The organism is uncultured Dokdonia sp., from assembly GCF_947496725.1.
Classification (GTDB): domain Bacteria; phylum Bacteroidota; class Bacteroidia; order Flavobacteriales; family Flavobacteriaceae; genus Dokdonia.
In genome coordinates, this window is sequence record NZ_CANMDS010000007.1 from 103,883 (window position 1) to 123,978 (window position 20,096).

General features: G+C 39.2%; 14 protein-coding genes. 3 read left to right on the forward strand and 11 right to left on the reverse strand.

The window, feature by feature from the left end; translation table 11 throughout:
- Nucleotides 1–10 precede the first annotated feature (10 nt).
- Nucleotides 11–1,252, reverse strand: coding sequence for a Pycsar system effector family protein (locus Q0948_RS14190; RefSeq protein ID WP_298354079.1), 1,242 nt, complete (start codon nucleotides 1,250–1,252; stop codon nucleotides 11–13).
- 47 nt (nucleotides 1,253–1,299) lie between these two features.
- Here Q0948_RS14190 and Q0948_RS14195 point away from each other — a divergent pair, with 47 nt between their 5' ends.
- Nucleotides 1,300–5,022 carry a metallophosphoesterase gene (locus Q0948_RS14195; protein WP_298354076.1) on the forward strand — a complete coding sequence of 1,241 codons (3,723 nt, stop codon included), beginning with the start codon at nucleotides 1,300–1,302 and terminating at the stop codon, nucleotides 5,020–5,022.
- Between the two features lie 80 nt (nucleotides 5,023–5,102).
- Here the strand turns inward: Q0948_RS14195 and Q0948_RS14200 are convergent, their stop codons facing one another.
- From Q0948_RS14200 to Q0948_RS14225, 6 genes are all read right to left on the reverse strand, one after another.
- Complete coding sequence (locus Q0948_RS14200; protein ID WP_298354073.1) at nucleotides 5,103–8,780, reverse strand: hypothetical protein; 3,678 nt, start codon at nucleotides 8,778–8,780, stop codon at nucleotides 5,103–5,105.
- Between the two features lie 128 nt (nucleotides 8,781–8,908).
- On the reverse strand, nucleotides 8,909–9,286 hold the full coding sequence (locus tag Q0948_RS14205; protein ID WP_298354070.1) for a hypothetical protein: 378 nt from the start codon (nucleotides 9,284–9,286) through the stop codon (nucleotides 8,909–8,911).
- Nucleotides 9,287–9,416: 130 nt separating this feature from the next.
- The gene (locus Q0948_RS14210) at nucleotides 9,417–11,378 is read right to left on the reverse strand and encodes an endonuclease (protein ID WP_298354067.1); all 1,962 of its coding nucleotides are present in this window, start codon (nucleotides 11,376–11,378) and stop codon (nucleotides 9,417–9,419) included.
- 92 nt (nucleotides 11,379–11,470) lie between these two features.
- Entirely contained in the window at nucleotides 11,471–12,556 is a 1,086-nt protein-coding gene (locus tag Q0948_RS14215) for an endonuclease/exonuclease/phosphatase family protein (RefSeq protein ID WP_298354064.1), read from the reverse strand.
- Nucleotides 12,557–12,634: 78 nt separating this feature from the next.
- Nucleotides 12,635–13,090 (reverse strand): GNAT family N-acetyltransferase, encoded by a 456-nt coding sequence (locus tag Q0948_RS14220; protein WP_298354061.1) that lies wholly within the window; start codon nucleotides 13,088–13,090, stop codon nucleotides 12,635–12,637.
- A complete protein-coding gene (locus Q0948_RS14225; RefSeq protein ID WP_298354058.1) occupies nucleotides 13,090–13,407 on the reverse strand; it encodes a heavy metal-binding domain-containing protein in 318 nt (105 codons plus the stop codon). The genes Q0948_RS14220 and Q0948_RS14225 overlap by 1 nt, the downstream gene beginning before the upstream one ends.
- Before the next feature lie 124 nt (nucleotides 13,408–13,531).
- Here Q0948_RS14225 and Q0948_RS14230 point away from each other — a divergent pair, with 124 nt between their 5' ends.
- Entirely contained in the window at nucleotides 13,532–14,644 is a 1,113-nt protein-coding gene (locus Q0948_RS14230; RefSeq protein ID WP_038600563.1) for a sigma-70 family RNA polymerase sigma factor, read from the forward strand.
- Between the two features lie 104 nt (nucleotides 14,645–14,748).
- Nucleotides 14,749–16,275 (forward strand): sodium:alanine symporter family protein, encoded by a 1,527-nt coding sequence (locus tag Q0948_RS14235; RefSeq protein WP_298354054.1) that lies wholly within the window; start codon nucleotides 14,749–14,751, stop codon nucleotides 16,273–16,275.
- A gap of 82 nt (nucleotides 16,276–16,357) precedes the next feature.
- On the opposite strand, the gene Q0948_RS14240 is transcribed toward Q0948_RS14235, so the two are convergent.
- The 4 genes from Q0948_RS14240 to Q0948_RS14255 all read right to left on the reverse strand — a co-directional run bounded on the left by Q0948_RS14240 (nucleotide 16,358) and on the right by Q0948_RS14255 (nucleotide 20,091).
- Complete coding sequence (locus tag Q0948_RS14240) at nucleotides 16,358–17,071, reverse strand: pirin family protein (RefSeq protein WP_298354051.1); 714 nt, start codon at nucleotides 17,069–17,071, stop codon at nucleotides 16,358–16,360.
- A 109-nt stretch (nucleotides 17,072–17,180) separates the two neighbouring features.
- Nucleotides 17,181–17,684 carry a GreA/GreB family elongation factor gene (locus tag Q0948_RS14245; protein ID WP_298354048.1) on the reverse strand — a complete coding sequence of 168 codons (504 nt, stop codon included), beginning with the start codon at nucleotides 17,682–17,684 and terminating at the stop codon, nucleotides 17,181–17,183.
- A 5-nt stretch (nucleotides 17,685–17,689) separates the two neighbouring features.
- On the reverse strand, nucleotides 17,690–19,429 hold the full coding sequence (locus Q0948_RS14250) for an FAD/NAD(P)-binding protein (protein WP_298354045.1): 1,740 nt from the start codon (nucleotides 19,427–19,429) through the stop codon (nucleotides 17,690–17,692).
- A gap of 101 nt (nucleotides 19,430–19,530) precedes the next feature.
- Nucleotides 19,531–20,091: a hypothetical protein gene (locus Q0948_RS14255; RefSeq protein ID WP_298354042.1), complete on the reverse strand. Its 561-nt coding sequence runs from the start codon at nucleotides 20,089–20,091 to the stop codon at nucleotides 19,531–19,533.
- Between the last annotated feature and the right edge of the window lie 5 nt (nucleotides 20,092–20,096).

Consider the following 20,096-nt stretch of genomic DNA (forward strand, 5'->3'; position numbering starts at 1 on the left):
TAGGCTTTATTTATATAAAGCCTAAGGTCATATTAGTAAGATCTCCCACGCCTTCTACCACTGTTGCGGCTTTATCTCTATAGATAAAGAATACTGCAAACGTGATTACAGATATGATAATACCTATCATAAAGACATTATAGGTCATACGCAGCAACTTATATTTCCTGTCGAGTACGACTCCTAAGAAGTATAAATCTTTTGTAAGTGCAGAGTATATATACTCTTTATCTTGCAACATTTCTCCTATAGCCCACTCATAATCTTCAAGTTTCATTTTATGAAAATTTCCAAAGAAGAGTAGGTTTACCTTTTTCTGGCGCACATCTTCTTTGTCAAATTCACCACGAGTAACATTTGGTCTAGTAGCTATAATAGACATTACCATAGAGATCATTGCAAATAGCACAAATACGGCAGTAGGATATATTAAGTGAGCATTACTTTCATTCTCAAGTTTTGGGATAAGATTTGCAAGAGCAAGAGAGATCACAATAGCGTTTACAGAGAGTAAAATGTTTGCCTTCGTATCAGCAATATCACTAAGCTTGATATGATTACGCAAAGCGATGCGATACATAGACTGTATACCTTTCTCTGGGCTTGCATCTTTAAGTTGCATTTTAAGTTTTTCCTTCTTTTTGGCTTTTTTTGCCTTTTTACGAGCCTTTGTTAGGTCATTGAGGTTACTATCTTTCTTGGGTTTCCAGTTTTCTTGGGCATAGGTGGTATAGTATCTATGCTTAACTGTAAACATCTCTATATTAGCCTTTGTCCACTCCTCTGGAGTATATTCTTTTATATCTTTAATTTTAAGTTCTTGGCGTAAATATTCGCTAGCTTCAGGAAAGTAGTCTTTTGCAAAGTGTGATGCATCTGCATCTCTAAGCACCTTCTCTAGGTAGGTTTCTGGCTCTACTCGCATATCTGTTGCGAGTATTACTTTTTTAACTTCAGAGATGATATGATCATCTACACCTTCACCTTTTAAGAAGGTCTCAGCCATTTGTGCACTACGTGCTTCGTGCTCTTTTGTACCGTCTACATACCCTATATCGTGCAATAGTGCACCTAGTTGAAGAATGAGTTTTTCTTCATCTTTAAGGTTTTCTTCACTATTATCTATAATTTCTTGGGTACTTTTAAGGACTCTCTTAGTATGTACGTAATTATGATATATACACGTCTTAGGTAGTTCGTTATCAAAAAGTTGTGAGATATAGTTATCAGTTTTTTCCAGTAATTCGGTCATAGTGATCGTAAACGATTAGACTTCTAAAGTACATTAAAAATAGCCATATGAACAAATATTACGTTTTTCTTAACTTCTTACTCGCCCTCTTTTTAAGTGGTTGTGCGACGTATGCGCCTAAGTATGCAAATGAAGTAACTGAGCCTCAAAATTTTGATAGTAGTACGCTTTCGCGAAAGCGTATACATAAAACCTTTTACCTTATAGGTGATGCTGGTGGTGACAAAGACGGCGGTAGTACATATGCGCTTGATGCTTTCAAAAAAGTAATAGATACAGCAGATACAGAAAATGACTATGCAGTCTTTCTGGGAGATAATATTTATGATGCTGGATTGCCTAAAAAAGATCACCCAGAGCGCGCAGAAGCAGAGCGCAGACTTGATATACAAACCGCTGCTGTAGAAAACTTTAAGGGGAAAACACTTTTTATACCAGGTAATCACGACTGGTACGCCGGTGGAGTAGAAGGTGTAAAACGTCAAGAAAAGTATATCGAAAAGGCACTAGATGATAAAGAAGCTTTTCAGCCAGAAAATGGATGCCCTATCGAGATGAAAGAGGTAAGTGATGATGTGGAGTTAATGATTATAGACACGCAGTGGTATCTAGAAGACTGGGATGAAAATCCTACTATAAATGACGATTGTAGCATACGTACTCGTGAGGGGCTATTTTTAGAAATAGAAAATGAGTTTAAAAAGAACAATGAGAAAACGATAGTTGTTGTAATGCATCACCCTATGTATACAAATGGGGTACACGGTGGTAAATTCAGTTTTGATAAGCAATTATATCCTACGCAAGGTAAGTTTCCGCTTCCGGTGCTAGCTTCTCTTGTAGCACAGATTAGATCACAAGGTGGTGTTTCTATACAAGATAGATATAATAAACGCTACAATGAGCTTATGAAACGTATAGCGGTACTTGCTACAGATACAGATAAAGTAATTTTTGCATCTGGTCACGAGCATAGTATACAATATATAGAAAAGGACGGTATCAAGCAGATCGTGAGTGGAGCTGGGGCAAAAAACTCTGCAGCAGCACTGGGAGAAGATGGGCTTTTCTCTTACGGAGGTCAAGGCTTTGCAATATTAGATATTTATGAAGACGAGTCTTCGGCAGTACGATTTTATGCGGCAAACCAAGGAGAGCCAGAATTATTATTTACCTCACAAGTACATCCACCTCGCGAGCCGGTTAATCTAGACTCGCTGCCAGAGTTTTATCCAGAGACGGTAATGGCAACGGTATATGAACAAAATGATACAGACGTCTCAGATGTACATACGTCACTCTGGGGAGATCATTATAGAGAAGTTTATGGTACGCCAGTTACCGCTCCTGTTGCAACGCTAGACACGCTTATGGGAGGTTTTACAGTAGATAGAAAGGGTGGTGGGCACCAGACACGCTCTTTACGACTTAAGGATAAAGATGGGCGCGCTTATAACTTGAGAGCCGTACGTAAGAGTGCAGTACAGTTCTTACAGAGCGTGGCATTTAAGGATAATTTTATTCAAGAAGATTTTAGAGATACGTTTACAGAAGACTTAATTCTTGATTTTTACACATCTGCACACCCTTATGCTTCACTTGCGGTGGCACAACTCTCTGATGCGGTAGGTATATACCATACTAATCCGCGTTTAATTTATGTACCTAAGCATAAAGCTCTTGGTAAGTATAATGCAGATTATGGAGATGAACTATATCTCATAGAAGAACGACCAGACGAAGATTTTACAGATGTAGACTCTTTTGGTAATCCAGACAGTATAGATAGTACAGATGATGTATATGAAAATTTAAGAGATGATGAGGAGTACCAGATAGATGAAGCAGCTTACCTAAGAGCACGTATTTTTGATATGCTTATAGGTGATTGGGACCGTCACGCAGACCAGTGGAGGTGGGCTCGATTTGATTCAAAAGGAACAAAACTTTATAGACCTATACCTCGTGATAGAGATCAAGTGTTTTCAAAATTTGATGGAGCAATTTTAGGTCTTCTTAAAACGCTTATCCCAGCGGTAAAACAATTTCAAAACTATGATGGAGATCTAGAAAACGTAAAGTGGATTAATGAGGCGGGTATCAAAATGGATCGCGCACTACTCAAAAATGCCGTAAAAGAAGACTGGCTACGTGAGGCTACATATCTACAAGAAAATCTAACAGATCAAGAGATAGATGAGGCTTTTAAAGCTTTACCTCTAGAGGTGCAAAACCTAGGAGTTGATGAAATTAAAAAGAGCCTGCGAGAAAGAAGATCTAACATTGTAGATATAGCAGAGACTTACTATGACTATATCTCTACACTCGTAATTCTTACGGGAACAGATAAAGATGATCACTTTGAGATTACAAGAGGTGATGAGAGTACCAGAGTACAAATCTCTAGAATAAAAGATGGAGAGGTTAAAAAACCTTTTGTAGATAGAACAATTTCATCACAAGAGACTAGCGAAATATGGATTTACGGTCTCGATGATGATGATGTTTTTAATGTAAGTGGAGGAGGGAAGAGACCTATTAAAATGAAAATTGTAGGTGGTCAAAACAACGACATTTATGAGATAAAAGACGGACGTAGACTTAAAGTGTATGAGCATAAAACAAAGCCAAATACCGTAAAAGAAAAGAGCGGAGCAAATGTGAAGTACTCAAATATCTATAACTTTAATACATACGACCCACTCAAGAAAAAAAGTACAGCAAATAGTACATTACCAGCCATAGGCTTTAACCCAGATGATGGGCTTCTCATAGGCGTGACTAATGTATTTTCTACATATGGGTTTAAAAATGACCCTTTTAGCAGTAGGCATACACTTAATGCGACATATTCATTTGCGACAGAGTCACTTAATTTAAAATATGAAGGCGACTTTGCAAATGCTTTCGGACAATGGAATCTCGTAGTAGGAGGTAAGTTTACAAACGAGGCATTCTCTCGTAACTTCTTTGGTTTTGGAAATGAAACAGTAAATAATGACGACGATTTAGGACTCGACTTTAACCGTGTACGTAATGGCGAGATTGGTGCACACATAGGTGTAGAGAGTGATAATACCTTTGGTAGTAAACTACGTTTTGTAGCAAACTTTGAGCGTATAGAAATAGAGCAAACAGGAGGACGTATTATAGACGATGCTACACTATTTACCCCAGATACAGATAACTTTTTTGGAGGGCAATCTTTTATAGGTGTAGAAGGTTCATACAGTTATGTAAGTGCAGATAATCAAGCAAACCCAACTAGAGGTATGGAGTTTGAAACAGTTATAGGTGCTAAGCGCAACTTGAGCTCTGGTGATAGAATGTATGCATATATCAACCCAAAAATAGGGTTTTATAATGCGCTTTCGCGAAATAGGAAATTAGTCTTAAAAACACTCGTACAATCACAAATAAGAATAGGTGACGACTTTGAATTTTATCAAGCAGCCTCACTAGGAGCAAGAACAGGATTAAGAGGCTATCGCTTTAATAGATTTACCGGGGAGTCATCACTAGCAGCTTCTGGAGATATAAGATATAGTTTTGATCGTTTTAGTACAGGTCTTATCCCTATACAGCTAGGAGTTTTTGGAGGAGCAGATGTAGGTCGTGTGTGGGTTGATGGTGAAGAAAGTAAGAAATGGCACAACGACTTTGGAGGTGGTTTCTGGATAAATATGGTAGAAACCATATCTGGACAAATAGGAGCCTTTGCTGGTGAAGACGGGATGCGTATAGATTTTAGATTTGGAGTTAGATTGTAAAAATCTATAACTCAAATAGCTTTAACAAATAAAGGCTCCCAAGTGGGAGCCTTTATTTTAGTCTAATCTCAAGCATACCTTTACAAACCTAATGATAACCCAAAACCTAGTCTGCCTCCTTCTGGCCCGTAAAAATAATGTACATCTGTTTTAAGCACTGCAGCGGTAGTAAATTGTAATCCGCCGCCATAGCTGTAGTGTAATGTGCTATCTTCATTTCCACTAGTCCAGACGCGTCCCGTATCGTAACCTACGTATCCTTGCGTACGCAAAGGAAATAAAAAGGTACGCAAGGGTTTTAATTTAAAGCCTATATCTACAGATCCAGCAAGTGATTGCTCACCTCTAAAACGACCTTGTCTATAAGATCTCAATCCATTATTTGCACCTAGCCTTGCAAGTCTATAAAATGGAATATCATCACCAAATCGTAACTCACTAGCAATACTTGTTTTTAAAACTATATTGCGTGATCTATCTATAGCATTCCAGAATGTTATACTAGGATCTATGGCTCCCACATATTGCGATGAGGTAAGCTCATCTGCTACACTACTACGTATTGTAAAATGCATTCCTCTTGTGGTAAAAGCTTCATCATCTCTACTTTCATACTCATATTTCCCAGTGAGGGAGAGATACTCTGTACTTGCTAGTGCAGGAGTTGTGACATTTATACCTCTCAGATCTGTGTTTTCATAAGTAAGATCAAAAGCTGTAGAAGAGCCATATTCACCAGTATAGTATAGACCTATCCCACCTTGTAAATATTGAGTGTACACTCTATTATCATCAAAGCTATTTGCATTGTTCAAGCTACCATTACCGAGTCCAAAAAAATTCTCTGTATAATTTGCAGATGTCAAACGCCCAAAAGCTTTAAAATTCCAATCGTGAAAGAGGTGAGCCTTATGCCACTCTAGTGAAGCGTCTACCGCCTGTGTGAGTGATATATAACGGGCATCGAGCTCAATCTTTGTTGTAAAAGGATGCCTCTCGTAGCCCAATGTAGATTTTCCAAAAATAAGTCGCGGTGAGAAGCCCTCATCCGGATTGTAATTTGCCTCAAGGCCAAAAGTACCGCCGCTATCTGGTCTACGCTCGCTGTCATAAATATGATTCTCGTAAATATCATCTATGTGGCGAGTTGCCTTCCCTTTATTTGTAATCGAATTTTTATAAGACTTTTGATCATAAATGGTAACATTTTTTCCGCCATTTACAGTAAACGTGTCATTCTCTAGTCCTCCTACAAGCACTATTTTTATAGGACTAATAAGTGAGCCGTTTACTTCAAATATATCTTTATCATCAAGGCCATAAATCCATATGTTTTCTGTCACGTCTTTATCCAGTATTCGGTCAAAGAGTAGTGTGCCTTTCTTACCATCCTTAATACGATAAGCCATCACTCGCACATTTCCATTTGTCAGGTTTTCAATGATAAAGTGATCATCTTTATCAGTTCCTTTAAGAGATACAAACTTGCTTAAATGGCTATAATAGCGTTGTACGATATCGTGAAGATTACGCTTTCGCGAAAGCAAACTCTCCTGTATCTCCATCCACGTAGCATCTTGGATTTCTTTTGGAGCAGCTTTAAAAGCACTTTGCACAACCTCTTCTGTAATGCGTTCTTGAATATAAGTTACCTCCTCTAGCCAAAGCGATAGATCTGCTCGCTGTAATATGGCTCTGTCTAGGTTTACGGCACTCTCGCTAAATTGCTCAATAAATGGAATGTCTGCCCCATAGTTACCAAACTGTCGCATCCCGCTCATTATTTTTTGTGCTTTTTCTAAAAATGCTCCGTCAAATTTTGCAAACACCTGATCCCTATCTCTGGGTACAGCAAGATATTTTATGATACCATCTGCCTCATCTACCTTATCTTGGGCCCAGCGCCACTGGTCTTCGTGTCTATCCCAGTCTCCTATGAGCATATCAAATATGCGCGCTCGTATGTACATACGCTCATTAAGCTGGTTAGACTCATCCTCTCGTAGTTCTTTAAATAAATCTGGTGTGCTTTCTACCTCATTGCTAAATTCAAACATATGTGACTTATTAAAGTCACCACTAGGTTTTTCTACAATCATATAAAGCACATTACCGTGATCTTTATTAAAGTTGCCTAGTGCTTTTTGCTTGGGTATATAATATAGTTTTGGGTGTGTGTGAGGGATATCTATAGCACCAGCAAGTCTTGGTATTGCAAATGCGCCATAAGGATGCGCGGCTGTATAAAAGTCTTCAATTACAGTTGCGGGCACGGTATCTTCAAAATAATTTTCGGCATCAAGATCATTATACCCCGCCGACTTTAAAAAAGCAAGCGGATCTTTTGCAATAGCTCTCATATTATACTCACGCCCTTCTTTGTCCTCAAGGCGTAGACCATTAGTCTGATTTCCGCCACCAGCACGTTGCACCGTGAGGCCTCCATACAATGTGTCGAGCAGGGCGACGGGAGCTTCAACAGGCACTCCATATACATATCTATAATGCTTTCCCCAGAATTTTTCATACTTAGCACTTTTTATAACGCTTTCTTGGGGGTAAATAGATGCCACCATCGTTTTTGGAAAACGTGTAGGAAGGCTGTCTATGTTATAATCCTTAGGTTTTTGAAAAGCTGTTTTTGAGTATAGTTCTGTCAGGACCCCATCTTGTAATCCATAAAAATGAACAGAAGATGCGCCTCCCTCATACAGTCTCACCTCAGAAAAACCAGGTTTTGTAGACGTAAAAAGTCCTTTTTTACTCAATCTTGCAGGCTTTACAGAACTTCCCGTACCGGCAATGACTTGCTTTATTTCTCCCTGGTCTATGTATTGCATAGATCGCTCGTGTGAAGAGAGGATAATAACTCTAGGTGCGTCAAAACTAACGAGCTCTATATGAGACATAAGCTCGTTCATAAGTGGGTTGTATCTGTCTTGTTTTGATAATCCTCCTTGTGATCGTAAAAAAGACCAAAATGTTCCCACTCCTGGGATAAAGAGGTTTTCTGCCGTGGGACGATAAGTAACCTCTGCAGGTATTTCGCCTCCGTATACACCATTTGCATAGAGCGGGTGGTGCATCCCTATAATAATTGTTTTGTGACGAGCCTTGCGTATCTCGCTACTTAGTAATGTAGTAAACTGCTCGCGTGTCTTAAGCTCACACTTGTCGTTCATCTCTTTTACTTTACTCCAGTCTTCTATATACCACTGTGAGTTAATGAGAATGAGCTCAACTTCGTCATTAATTTCTATGGTTTCTAGTGGGCAACCATTTTTCGGTATAAAATGATCTTCTTCGTCATAAAAGTCTTCTATGGCATCTTCTATTTCTTCCATTCCCTTAAGACCAGTCTCGTTCCACTCAAGTTCTCCTGGTAAAAAGAGTGCGGTGCCCTTAAAGTTTTTTGTGATCTCAAGTTGTTGTAAAAGTTGTTTTTTACTGCGAGTATCTTTTATGTCATTGCGATGTAGGTTATCGCCCGTAAATAAAAAGTAATCTTCTTTTTTACTATGTTTTTTTATGTAGTTACTTACACCATTTAGTAATGACTCATTTGCACCGCGCGCATAGGCACCAGCGTTACCTAGCTGGAAGAAACTTACATAATTTTGGCTGGTGTCAACTGTTATGTTATGTGTTTGTTCTCTATACAAGTCGTGATGTACAGCACAAGATGCACATAGTACTATGGCCCCTAGCAGGAGGAATTTTGTGATTATAAATGAAAGGGAGTGTACTGTTTTATTCACGTTTTAATTTTATTCAATCTACACATCATTTTTCATAATTATCCTTAGCAAAAGATTAATGTTTGTTAAATAAAAACTGCCTATCTCATTAATGAAATAGGCAGTCTAAAGAAGCTTTATGTCTTTGTCTAAATGCGAATATAATTTTTGTTGAGGTTCGTATCTGCTATCATATCACGTGTAAAACTTAGATGCCCTTTTGTGGTGATAATTCTAAAGCGATAGTCTTTCATTTTTGTGAGTGTGTCTAGTAGTAGCCACTTGGTTTTAAGCAGCTGAGGTTTTGTAGATTTTAAACTCACCTCAAAGAAGTATTTTATGCCACGCTTTTCGGCCACGATATCTGGTATGATGGTGTTTCCGGTTTCTTGTCTTGTAAAGGATGTAGGCGTCTCATAGCCTGCTACATCTGCTTTGATATTTTCAAAACCTTTGTTTTCAAGATAGGTAATGGTCGTGTTTAAAAATGCGTTGTTTTTGTTTTCTTCTTTGTCTAAATGTATCATAACCCGTAAGATACAGTTGTAGTATCCCATTTTGTACTAAAAAAGGGTTAAAAGAAAACGACACAATGTTAAAACCTGTAGGGTGTAGTGGTGCGCTTTCGCGAAAGCGTAATTACCCCGAAGTGCTGTTTTATCTCACAATGAGTAAACGTGTTGTGGCAGTTGTACTTGTCATCACTTTTAAAATATATACACCGCTAGGTAGGTTATGAATGATAGGGCTACCACTCTGAAAGTTATCTTTATAAACCTCACGACCTAGAGTATCAAACAAGAATACCTCACCAGTTTCTTGAGGGGTAGTTATAGTAATTGCACCCGAAGATGGGTTAGGATATATAGTCATATCACTAAGCTTATTATCTTCAACCCCCAACGGATTAGTCCACTGCTCACCTACGTTTGTACCCCAGATATACTCTACAAGTTCTGGCATATCTATAAAGGGATTACGATTAAACTGCCAGTTATAAATAACGTTATTACGATTCATCTCATAATCATCTGGTGGGTCGTTACGGTGCCAGTCTAGTAAAATATCTAGGTCACCTAGAGCTCCCACAGTCGTATTTGCGGGATTGCCAGATACTACGTCAAGCCCGTTATAGCGTATGGTTAAGAAAAAGATACTACGCGCTACATCACCATAAAAACTACCTTGATTACCTGTAGGGCCACTGTACTCGCCGTAGTCTTGGTTACCGCGAGAGCTATTTTCTGGTCCATCTGCTGCACGCAGTGCGTGGGCATCACTATTTGCGTGGCGTAGTGAGTCTGCCTTTGTGGTTGTAAAAATGTCTATACCATCTGCTACTTGATCGTACTCTATGTCATTAAAACCTCCACGCGATCGTGGGTAGGTGTGCTCTCTGTTCCATAAGCCCTCATTACTACCTCCAGAAGTCTGAAAATCTAACTTAGGACGCTGCTGCTCTGTATAGACTAGCCATACCTGATTACTGTTAAGTGGGCTTTGGTCTGCCTCTTTTAAAATATCTATAATATCTGCATAGGTTTGCGCACGTACAATAGATGGATCTGCTATGATATCTTGTAAGGCTTGTATAAGTGCGTCATCTGCAAGTGTATCAATGGGGTCGTAATAGCCATCTGGTTGTGTACTCTCTACTTGGTCATAGGTAGGAGCGAGGGGAGTACCGTATGAGGCAGTTGTAAAGTCATTGTCTATGATACGTATGATAATATTATCATTTGCTCTTTTAAAACCATCTGGCATTTCGCCAAAGGTGATTTTCAGCTCCTCATCACCCTCATCGTCTTGATCGTCTATAATTGTAATGGTAGTTTGTCCTGTAGAAGCACCCGCTGAAATGGTAACACTTGTGTCACCCGTAAAATCTGCCGAGTTAAAGCCTGCATTGTCCAGGGTAAATGTAAATATGGTAGTGTTTGTAACGGCTGTAGTCGTGGTGAAGTTTATGGTAATCTCTTCACCTTCATTATAAGCTGTTTGAGAAGTACTAGCGCCTATAAAATTAAATACCACTCCAGATCCATCATTAAGTTGTCCTGGGGTAGGGGTTGTGACATCATATCCTCCCGTACTATTAAGTTGGATGGAGTTACTGGATGATGCACCATTACCACCTTCGTTTACTTGTGTGGTTTCTCCTAGTAGATTGAGGAGGTTTGTATCATTACTATCGTTAGTATCATAAACTAGTGCATCTACAAGATTTGCTGTGGTAGCAAGTGTACCTTCAGGAAAGTCTTGTTCGTCTCCTTGATATATTGCAACGGCATCTGCGCCGTTTTGTATCGTATTATCAAACAGTATAAAATCTGGTACAGGTACCACATTATTACTGCCTATAAGTACAATACCGTTTACATCTGCCACAAGGCCATCTAGATCAAGTGCAAAGTAGCTGCTATCACCGCCACTACTAGATCCATTAAATAAAACAAGCACATATCCGTCTAGAGAAGCTTCTGGAGTGGTAAGGAGTTCTATAAACTCTTGGTCATCTGTACTAGGTGTATCTGCATCAAGTTCATTTATAGTGACCTGCGCTATTAAAGGATTACAGCAAATAGAAATAAGAAAAGCAACTAAGTAAAAATGTTTCATACAAGAGATATTGTAGCTACAAAATTATTACTTAAGTGTTCTAGGGGTGTTAAGTGAGCGTTAAGTCCCTTGAGAACAAATTACTAAAACAACTAGTTTACACCCATATTGAGTAAGTTCTGCTCTTTGAGTTGACTTTTTGCACTTTTTATTTCAGAGTCTGTTGGTTCTTGGGGAAGTTGTAAACTTGCTCCTTGTGGCTCATAGGTAAGCTCTGAATATACTGGGAAATGATCAGATTTTATATGACCTGTGCGCTCTAGCTTTTTTACTCTAAACTCTTGAGAGGTAAAAAGGTGATCAAGAGGCCATCTCATCAGTATATTTTTCGCATTAAATGTGTTGTAAAAACCACGGCCTATGCGGGGGTCTAGTAGTTTACTCACTTTTCTAAAGAGCGAAGTCGTTCTTGACCAAGCCACATCATTAAAGTCACCCATCACAATTACGGGAAGCGTTCTTTTATTTACTGTAAATGCCGTTTTCATCATCTCTGTGTCTCTATCCGAACTCATAGGGTTGTGTTGAGGCATAGGTGGAGTAGGGTGTATGGCATAAAGTTGTATTTGGTCTCCGCTCTCTAGTGTAACAATGGCTTCCATAGATGGAACTTCCTTATCTACGAGGTGTCTTACCTTTTTTTGGGTAAGCGGTAGTTTTGAATAAAGTAGCATTCCATACGTATTACCACGCGGCTCAAGTAAATGGTGGGAGTATGTAGATGCGAGACTACTGTGTACCGCTTTTTTCCAGACTGTATCTGTTTCCATAAGTAATACAATGTCTGGATCATAATCTGCTACTTGAGATAGTAGAAGGTCATATTGTGTGTTTTTTTGTAAAACGTTTGCACTATATATTTTTATAGACTTGCTAGTGTCTGTGATTGTATTTTCTAGTGCTTCTGGAGCTGCAAGTGGTGTATAGTCATAAATCTTAACAAGCTGAAATATAAAACACGCAGCGAGAACACTCACAAAAATATAATCTCCTACATACTTGATATTAAAGCGTATAAAATAGGTGACAAGAGCTATAAACGTAAGCAGCGTAAGCTGCGCGTGCGGAAAATCAAAAATGCGTATCCACCAGTAGTCTATAGCAATAAGCGGTAATAAGGTGAGGATAATGGCTATAATACCAAAACCTTGTAGGAAGTTTTTAAGTGAGAATTTCATTTAATGTGATTGGTTAGTACAGTAAAGTTACTTCTAACCTAGCCTAACTATCTTAAAACCATATTAAATGGGATAGATTTAAGATTTTAATTGTTTCATAAAACAGAGACTATTTGCTACTCCTTTATATTGCCCATAGTTTGCGATACTAGTGTAACCTAACTTGTTGTAGAGTTGGACGGCATCTTGCATACGCTTACCAGTTTCTAGTACGGTATGTGTGGCACCTAGTTCTTGCGCCCATTCTTCTAGTGCATTTACAAGTTGTATTGCATATCCTTTACCTCTTGCAGTGTGGTGTACGTACATTCTTTTTATTTCAAAGCTTGTGGACTCAAACTTTTTGATGGCACCACAACCTACGGCAACGTTATCATCATAAATTACGAGGCAGTGTTGCAAGGTAGTTATGCCATTAAACTGGTTATAAAAATGGTGGTCGTCACCATCTACTTGAGCTAGATATGCATCAAGTAATGCGACTAGTTTTATAAAGTCTGGATGCGACGAGCTTGTACGTTCTAAAAGTATCATCACCTTAATACTACAGCGGTACCCATTGCAGAGACGCCTAGTTTTGTGTTTTGGCTTATAACCTCTACATCCATAGTGACTCCCACAATCGCGTGAGCTCCCATTTCCTTAGCTTTCGCTTCCAGTTTCTTGAGTACTTCTTGTTTGGCGGCATCTATTCCTTCTTCGCCACTTTTATAGACTTTACTCATACTAAAGGAATCTTTAAAACTGAGTCCCTTTGTATCAAAAAGTTTGGCATACATAAAACTTGTAATCACACCTAAGTACTGTGTGATCTCTCTGCCTTGTATACTGTTTGTAGTTGTTATAATCATTTATATGAGTTTGTATGTAAGTAGCTTTTAAAATGGTTTTGTTACGCTTTCGCGAAAGCGTAATTGAAAACAATCAAAATTACAGAGGTATTTAATAGTAAACAATCTCTTATATTAGTACTCTATGCTCACGACCACTGTTTACACCGTTACTGCCATTGTCTGTCTTATTACGGCTGTGGTTATACAGCGCATTTACTTTAAGGAATTACAACGCGGAGCTTCTTTGAAGGCTGTAAACGGTATAAAATGGTTTGGATGGGCCATTTTAGTTTGGGGAGTAGGCGCATTATCTAACCTTGTACTGGTAGGGATATTTGACAGTAATTACAGCAGTAGATCAATCATATATCTAGGTGTACTTTTTTCCTTAGTAAACTCGCTGTGTATTTTACTCTCATTACCATCTATAGAACATAACAAAGAGCGTAGCCTAGTTGTACGACTAGTAGAACGTTTTACAGAGCGTGAGTTTGTGCGCGTATTTTTAGGGATACTTATGATGATCTCTTTTGTTTTTATAGTAACCTCGTATAATAATACAGCTATAAGCAATACACTTATCTGGCTTATAGATATCCCTATTTCTATTGTTGTGGCGGTGGCATTACTTATCGAGTTGCATAAAGCATTTAATAATAGAGATATGCGATTTATGGTAATCCCTGTAATTGCTCTTTTTATCCTGATTGTAATTGCAGTGACGCATCGTATTATACCAAATAGCTACATAGAGAATACATCACTAGCAGCAAGTTGGGCAGCCATAGGTGCGGTAACTTCTATATCATTTAAGTTTCTCTTTATTTTATTATTTTCCATCTTGTTATATAGTTGGAAATTCTTATCAGAAAAAGAACAAGAAGAAAGTAGAGCGGCATCACTCACCCTTGAAAATAGTAGACTACTTAAAAATCAAGAGCAACTTACACTGGCAAATGAGAGCCATCTTGATACTATAAAAAGTATGAAGTCTGAGCTTAAAACGCTCAAGGCAGCACATAAGATTGAACTCTCAGACAGGCAAAAAGAAGTTTTAGGCAACTTAGGGTTATATGGCGATACAATGTCTTATGGAGAGATGGCAGAGGCGATGCACATCTCGCTAGATGGTTTTCAAGCCCATATACACCAAATCAAAAAGATGCTAAGCATAAGCGGAACAGGAGGTAAGGAACGACTAATTGCATTTGCAAAAGCAAATGACTTATTGCAGCACGCTTCTATAAAACAATAGGGTTAAGAAGTACTTAAGTACTTAACTATGTCTTTTTGAACACTGCGTAACCTTTTATAGTGAGCATAAGTATATGACTTTTGAGAAGATCAAAAACATATACTATGAATCTCTTTTTATGTATTCAAAACAGCTCTCTAGATGAGCGTATTAATGAACAATTTGATAAGGCAACTAGCTGGTTTGTAGATGCAGTAATGTGGCAAATTCCCATTACTGAAAATGTGGGCTTGCCTTGGGTACTTATCGTTCTTATTGCTGGAGCTACATATTTCACCTTCTATTTTAAGGCTATTAATGTAAGAGGTTTCTGGACTTCTATTCAGGTTGTGCGAGGTAAGTATGATGCAATAGAAAAGGGAGAAACGCATACGACCACAGTAGATTTACCAGATACTATAAGAGACGAAAGTGAGCAGGGAGAGGTAAGTCACTTTCAAGCCCTCACAGCAGCATTATCTGCAACAGTAGGACTTGGTAATATTGCAGGGGTTGCAATTGCACTTTCTATAGGTGGTCCAGGTGCAACTTTCTGGATGATTGTTGTCGGGTTGCTAGGTATGTCATCAAAGTTTGTTGAGTGCACGCTAGGTGTTTCTTATAGAGAAGTAGCAGCAAATGGAACTGTATATGGAGGGCCTATGTATTATTTGAGTAAAGGTCTCAGGAGTAAAGGATTCACAAAACTAGGAAAGGTGCTAGCTGTTATTTTTGCTATAATGTGTATAGGTGGGTCTTTTGGTGGAGGTAATATGTTTCAGGTAAATCAAGCATTTAAGTTATTTGAACACGTCACGGGAGCAGAGCAAAGTTGGTTTTATGGTAAGGGATGGCTTTTTGGACTAATAATGTCCATACTTGTGGGTATCGTTATCATAGGAGGAATAAAGAAAATAGCCACGGTTACAGATAAAATTGTTCCAGCTATGGTGGTGATGTATGTACTTGCCGTGCTCACAGTAATAGGGCTAAATATAGACGCATTGCCTGCAGCATTACTAAGTATATGGGACGGAGCATTTAGCCCAGAAGGTGTTACTGGTGGTTTTGTAGGTGTGATGATACAAGGCTTTAGGCGTGGCGCTTTCTCTAATGAGGCGGGTATAGGTAGTGCCTCTATCGCACACAGTGCTGTGAAGACCAATTATCCAGCAAGTGAGGGATTAGTAGCTTTGCTAGAGCCTTTTATAGATACCGTGCTGGTTTGTACAATGACTGCGTTAGCACTTATTATAACAGATACACTAGTGGTAGGGGCAATTTTGAATGATGAGCAAGGCGTCTTGCTCACGGCATCTGCGCTAGAGAGCGGGATTTCTTGGTTTCCTTATTTACTTTCTTTTGCAGTGATACTTTTTGCCTTTTCATCTATGATATCGTGGTCTTATTATGGGTATCAATCGTGGAGTTATCTCTTTGGGAGAGGTAAAAAAGTGGAGTATGCCTATAAGACGCTCTTTTGCATATTTGTAGTAATTGGTGGTGCAGCTAGTCTAGGAGCGGTCATAGGATTTTCTGACGCAATGGTATTTGCGATGATGGTACCTAATATGATAGGGCTTGTGATACTTGCTCCTAAGGTTGCAAATGAATTAAAGAAATATATGTCTGTCATTAACAAGCCATCATAATGCGTTAGGGATAGAGGCAATTGTTGAAGCTCCTCGTAGAGAGCGACTGCCGAAAGCCCGACCGACAGGTAACGCCCAACTATTAAAACTGCATAGGCACCTCGATAAGTAATATTTTAGAGTCAGATTGTGCGGTAATTTCTAGCTCGGCAATGTCATAAACTCCTATGGCATCACGTCTGTCTAGTAGTTCGCCAGCGGCGTGAGCACTACCTTCAAGTACAAAAATAAAAAGGCCGTTCCCTTTTTTATGTAATTTGTGTACAAGCGTTTGCTCTTGTGTAAACTCACCCATATGAAACCAAGCATCTTGGTAAATCCATACACCCTCATCACCTTGATTTGGTGATAGTATTTGTACAAATTCATTTTTGAGGTGATGCTCATTTATTTTAATCTGATCATATCGAGGCGAGACTGGACGCTGGTTAGGCATAATCCAGATTTGTAAAAACTGCACCTCGCGATCCTTATTTTTATTATACTCACTGTGATCTATTCCAGTCCCAGCACTCATCACTTGGATGTCACCTTGCTGTATCACCGTCTGGTTACCCATACTATCCTTATGCTCTAGATCACCAGAGAGCGGGATGGATACAATTTCCATATTGAGATGCCTGTGCATATCAAAACCTCTACCAGCCGCAACCGTGTCATCATTGAGCACACGCATCGCTCCAAAGTTCATACGATTAGGGTTATGGTAACTCGCAAAGCTAAAGGTGTGAAAACTCTGTAACCAGCCGTGGTTTGCGTTTCCTCGACTGTTTGCTTTATATAGAATCGTTTGCATAGGTGATAAATTAGGGGTTAAGTAGCTCTATTTTTTGTTATAAAGTTACGATATGTGAACTTGTTTTTAAATGTGATTGTTACGCTTTAGCGAAAGCGTAAACCTCATACTACTCTACGTAAGCTATATTTCTAATAGTGAGTTTCTTCTCGTCATTACCTAGCTGAAATGTAGGTGTTTCATCCACCTTTCTGCCAATAAGGGCTCTAGCAATAGGAGCGGTGAAGGCAATTTTTTTGTCTTTTACACTAGCCTCATCTACGCCCACAATCTGGATGGTAATGGGCTTAGTCATACCAGCGATGGTATAGGTGACTGTGGCGCCAAAACGTATTTCTCCCTCATCCTTTATGTGATCAAGTAGTCTTGCGCTCTGTATGCGTTCCAATAGTAAGTTGCGCTTCCCATTAAGAACTGCGAGTGCGCGCCTGCGCTCGCGCTCATCTGTCTCATCTAGGGTGGAGATTTTATTATCTAGCGTGCTAAGCTCTTCCTTAAGTTGCGTTAATCCGTGGCTAGTGACGTAGTTTGTCACACCATCTGGTAGTGCTGCCCTAGGCGGAATTATAGGAGTTTCTTCTTGGTCATCTTCTTTTACAAATCCTCTGCTCATCTTCTTTATTTTTCGTTCTTCATTAAGGCTATACTGCGCTCAGACCAGCTTATAGTGCGCGGTCCAAAACATTCTAAAATTGCATCTACACCTATCACACTTCCCTTAGATAGTCTGCCCAATACCGCTAGTGGTACAAAACTTTTACCTTCTGGTACTTCTACATAACCATAATCGTCTGTGCGTATGCCTAGATCTGTATGTTTAGGCTCAATCATCTCGTTGCCTAGTAAGTTTTTAATGATAGGTGTATCTACGGTGACAAGTTGTGGAGAATCTAGTACGGAGTTAAGCATTACATCTACGGTAACCTTATTACTATCAGATTTAAGTTGCCAGCCTCCGTCTACGTAAGTGATTTCTGGATTATTTACAAAGCCGAGATCTAACAATCCTGCTTTTGCAAGCGCAATAAGTTGTTGTATGCTTTCAACGGGTGGACCGTAAGAATATCGTTTTGATGCTTCGTCTAGCGCAATAACTTCGGCAACCACATCATCTGCGATTGCTGGATATGAGAACTCTCTGTAGATGGTAGGCTGGCAGTGTCGCCATACTTGACCTATAAAGTAGTCGAGGCTTACCGGTGCTTCTCCTACTGCCATTTCCACTTGTTGTTGCATCATTTGCAAGACAGGTTTTTGATGCGATAGGAGTAGGGGATGCGCTAGTGCTTTATTGTTGAGGTAGTTTATGGTTAAGTAATAAACTTCTTCTTCGGTAAGATCGTGTCGTATGGCTTTGTCTCCTAATTTTAAAAATAAGGGAGCCACAACAGCTGCCATTGCTTCTAGTAGGAAGTATTGATCCTTGGCAGGGTGATCGCCACAAGCTCCTTTATGTATCGCTTTCGCGAAAGCGTTTATAACATCATCACTTGGCATAAACCACTTATCTACCGCTTTATTTATAGGTTTTGGCACCATAGGAAGTCCATCTAAGGAAAAGGGAACAAACCGTTGTGGATGGTTTTTTCCGCCGTGAAAAGCTACTTCTTTGGTATCATTATCAAGTATCTCAAAATGTGCACCGCGCTGCAAGGTAAGCGCACGTATCTGATCAATCATTGCAAGTCCAAAACCTCTAAAAGCAACTACGCTCTCTGAGGTGATGTTTGCATTTATCATTTTTTCTACGGGATAGGCTTCTGTAAATAGGAGGGCGTTATCAGTTTGTGCAATGTGATCTTTCCACTCTTGCAGCTGCTCTGATAGTTCCGTATCCTGATGCCCAATGGTAAGTACTACTTCATCTATTGCGGTGATGGATGTATCTTTTGTATTTGCTGTGAATTCTGGTGGGATATAGGTGAGTTTAGTGACAGTCTCCTGTACAATATTTAGCAAGTCAAATCCCTTAAGCGCACTTGTAATAGTCTCAAAACGAGCATTAAGATAGGTTCCCATCTTTGCCCGTGGAGGAAACTGATCTGGATGCGTAGCTGGTGGATTTTGTTGTTTTTCTGGTAACCACTCCGTATATGAGGGAAATGCAGGGATAATATCATTACCTAGTTTTATTTCTGGTCTGCCAGGTAAGTCTTGTAAGGCACGCTCAGTAATATTAAGCCAGTTGCTCGCTACTTGCTCAGGATTCCATACCCAGCCTGCTCCAGGATATTTAAAAGGTTCAAATAAGGTAACTTTTATTTGAGCTTCTGGAGCGTTATTGTAGAGCGCGGTAAAAAGGCTTTCAAGAGCAAAAAGTCCTCTGGGACCTCCTCCTATTATGGCGTAGTGTTTCATAGGTTGGTTGTTAAACTCACCCTTTGTAAAAGGGCAAGTGTAACAAAGCTATGGCATTACTACGCTAGACGGTAGTTGTTTAAGATTGTGTTAGGAGTTATTTAAGACCCCATACTGATAGTTACATCATTTGCAAAGCGCTCGTTATTAACCACAAATCGTGTGTGCAACTCTTTAAATAAATCTATAAGCGGAAGCACAGGACTGTTCCAATTATCAAATTCTAGATGATATTTTGCTATCAAAAGATAATGATCATCCTCGTTTGTACCCGTAATTATAGGCTGGAAGCTATCTTCTTGAGCAATTTCTTTTAAGATTGCAATTTGACTGTTGTTTCTTAAAAACTCAGCCATTTGAGCGCTGTCGCTATTGATGTTAAAGCGCTTTGATTTACCTATAAAAAGTGATTTAATATGCGAGTTTGTAGTGAGTTCAAAAGTGTGACTCTCTGGCTGTTTTGGTAACTTCATAGAGATATGACCAGAAAATTCTTTTCCTGTGATATTGATGATGTTTATCTCAGTATCCCCTACAGGTATTTTTAATAAATACTGAACCTTAGGAAGGCGTATGCCGCCACCTATGCTAGTATCTTGATCTTGGTATAAAAAAGTACCTCCTTGCTCTGTCGCTATATTTTGAAAAAATGATTTATACATACCCT

Excerpts from the sequence above, each read along its gene's own strand:
- Q0948_RS14190 (WP_298354079.1), bottom strand. The coding sequence starts at position 1,252 with ATGACCGAATTACTGGAAAAAACTGATAACTATATCTCACAACTTTTT.
- Q0948_RS14195 (WP_298354076.1), top strand. The coding sequence starts at position 1,300 with ATGAACAAATATTACGTTTTTCTTAACTTCTTACTCGCCCTCTTTTTA.
- Q0948_RS14205 (WP_298354070.1), bottom strand. The coding sequence starts at position 9,286 with ATGATACATTTAGACAAAGAAGAAAACAAAAACAACGCATTTTTAAAC.
- Q0948_RS14210 (WP_298354067.1), bottom strand. The coding sequence starts at position 11,378 with ATGAAACATTTTTACTTAGTTGCTTTTCTTATTTCTATTTGCTGTAAT.
- Q0948_RS14215 (WP_298354064.1), bottom strand. The coding sequence starts at position 12,556 with ATGAAATTCTCACTTAAAAACTTCCTACAAGGTTTTGGTATTATAGCC.
- Q0948_RS14220 (WP_298354061.1), bottom strand. The coding sequence starts at position 13,090 with ATGATACTTTTAGAACGTACAAGCTCGTCGCATCCAGACTTTATAAAA.
- Q0948_RS14225 (WP_298354058.1), bottom strand. The coding sequence starts at position 13,407 with ATGATTATAACAACTACAAACAGTATACAAGGCAGAGAGATCACACAG.
- Q0948_RS14230 (WP_038600563.1), top strand. The coding sequence starts at position 13,532 with ATGCTCACGACCACTGTTTACACCGTTACTGCCATTGTCTGTCTTATT.
- Q0948_RS14235 (WP_298354054.1), top strand. The coding sequence starts at position 14,749 with ATGAATCTCTTTTTATGTATTCAAAACAGCTCTCTAGATGAGCGTATT.
- Q0948_RS14240 (WP_298354051.1), bottom strand. The coding sequence starts at position 17,071 with ATGCAAACGATTCTATATAAAGCAAACAGTCGAGGAAACGCAAACCAC.
- Q0948_RS14245 (WP_298354048.1), bottom strand. The coding sequence starts at position 17,684 with ATGAGCAGAGGATTTGTAAAAGAAGATGACCAAGAAGAAACTCCTATA.
- Q0948_RS14250 (WP_298354045.1), bottom strand. The coding sequence starts at position 19,429 with ATGAAACACTACGCCATAATAGGAGGAGGTCCCAGAGGACTTTTTGCT.
- Q0948_RS14255 (WP_298354042.1), bottom strand. The coding sequence starts at position 20,091 with ATGTATAAATCATTTTTTCAAAATATAGCGACAGAGCAAGGAGGTACT.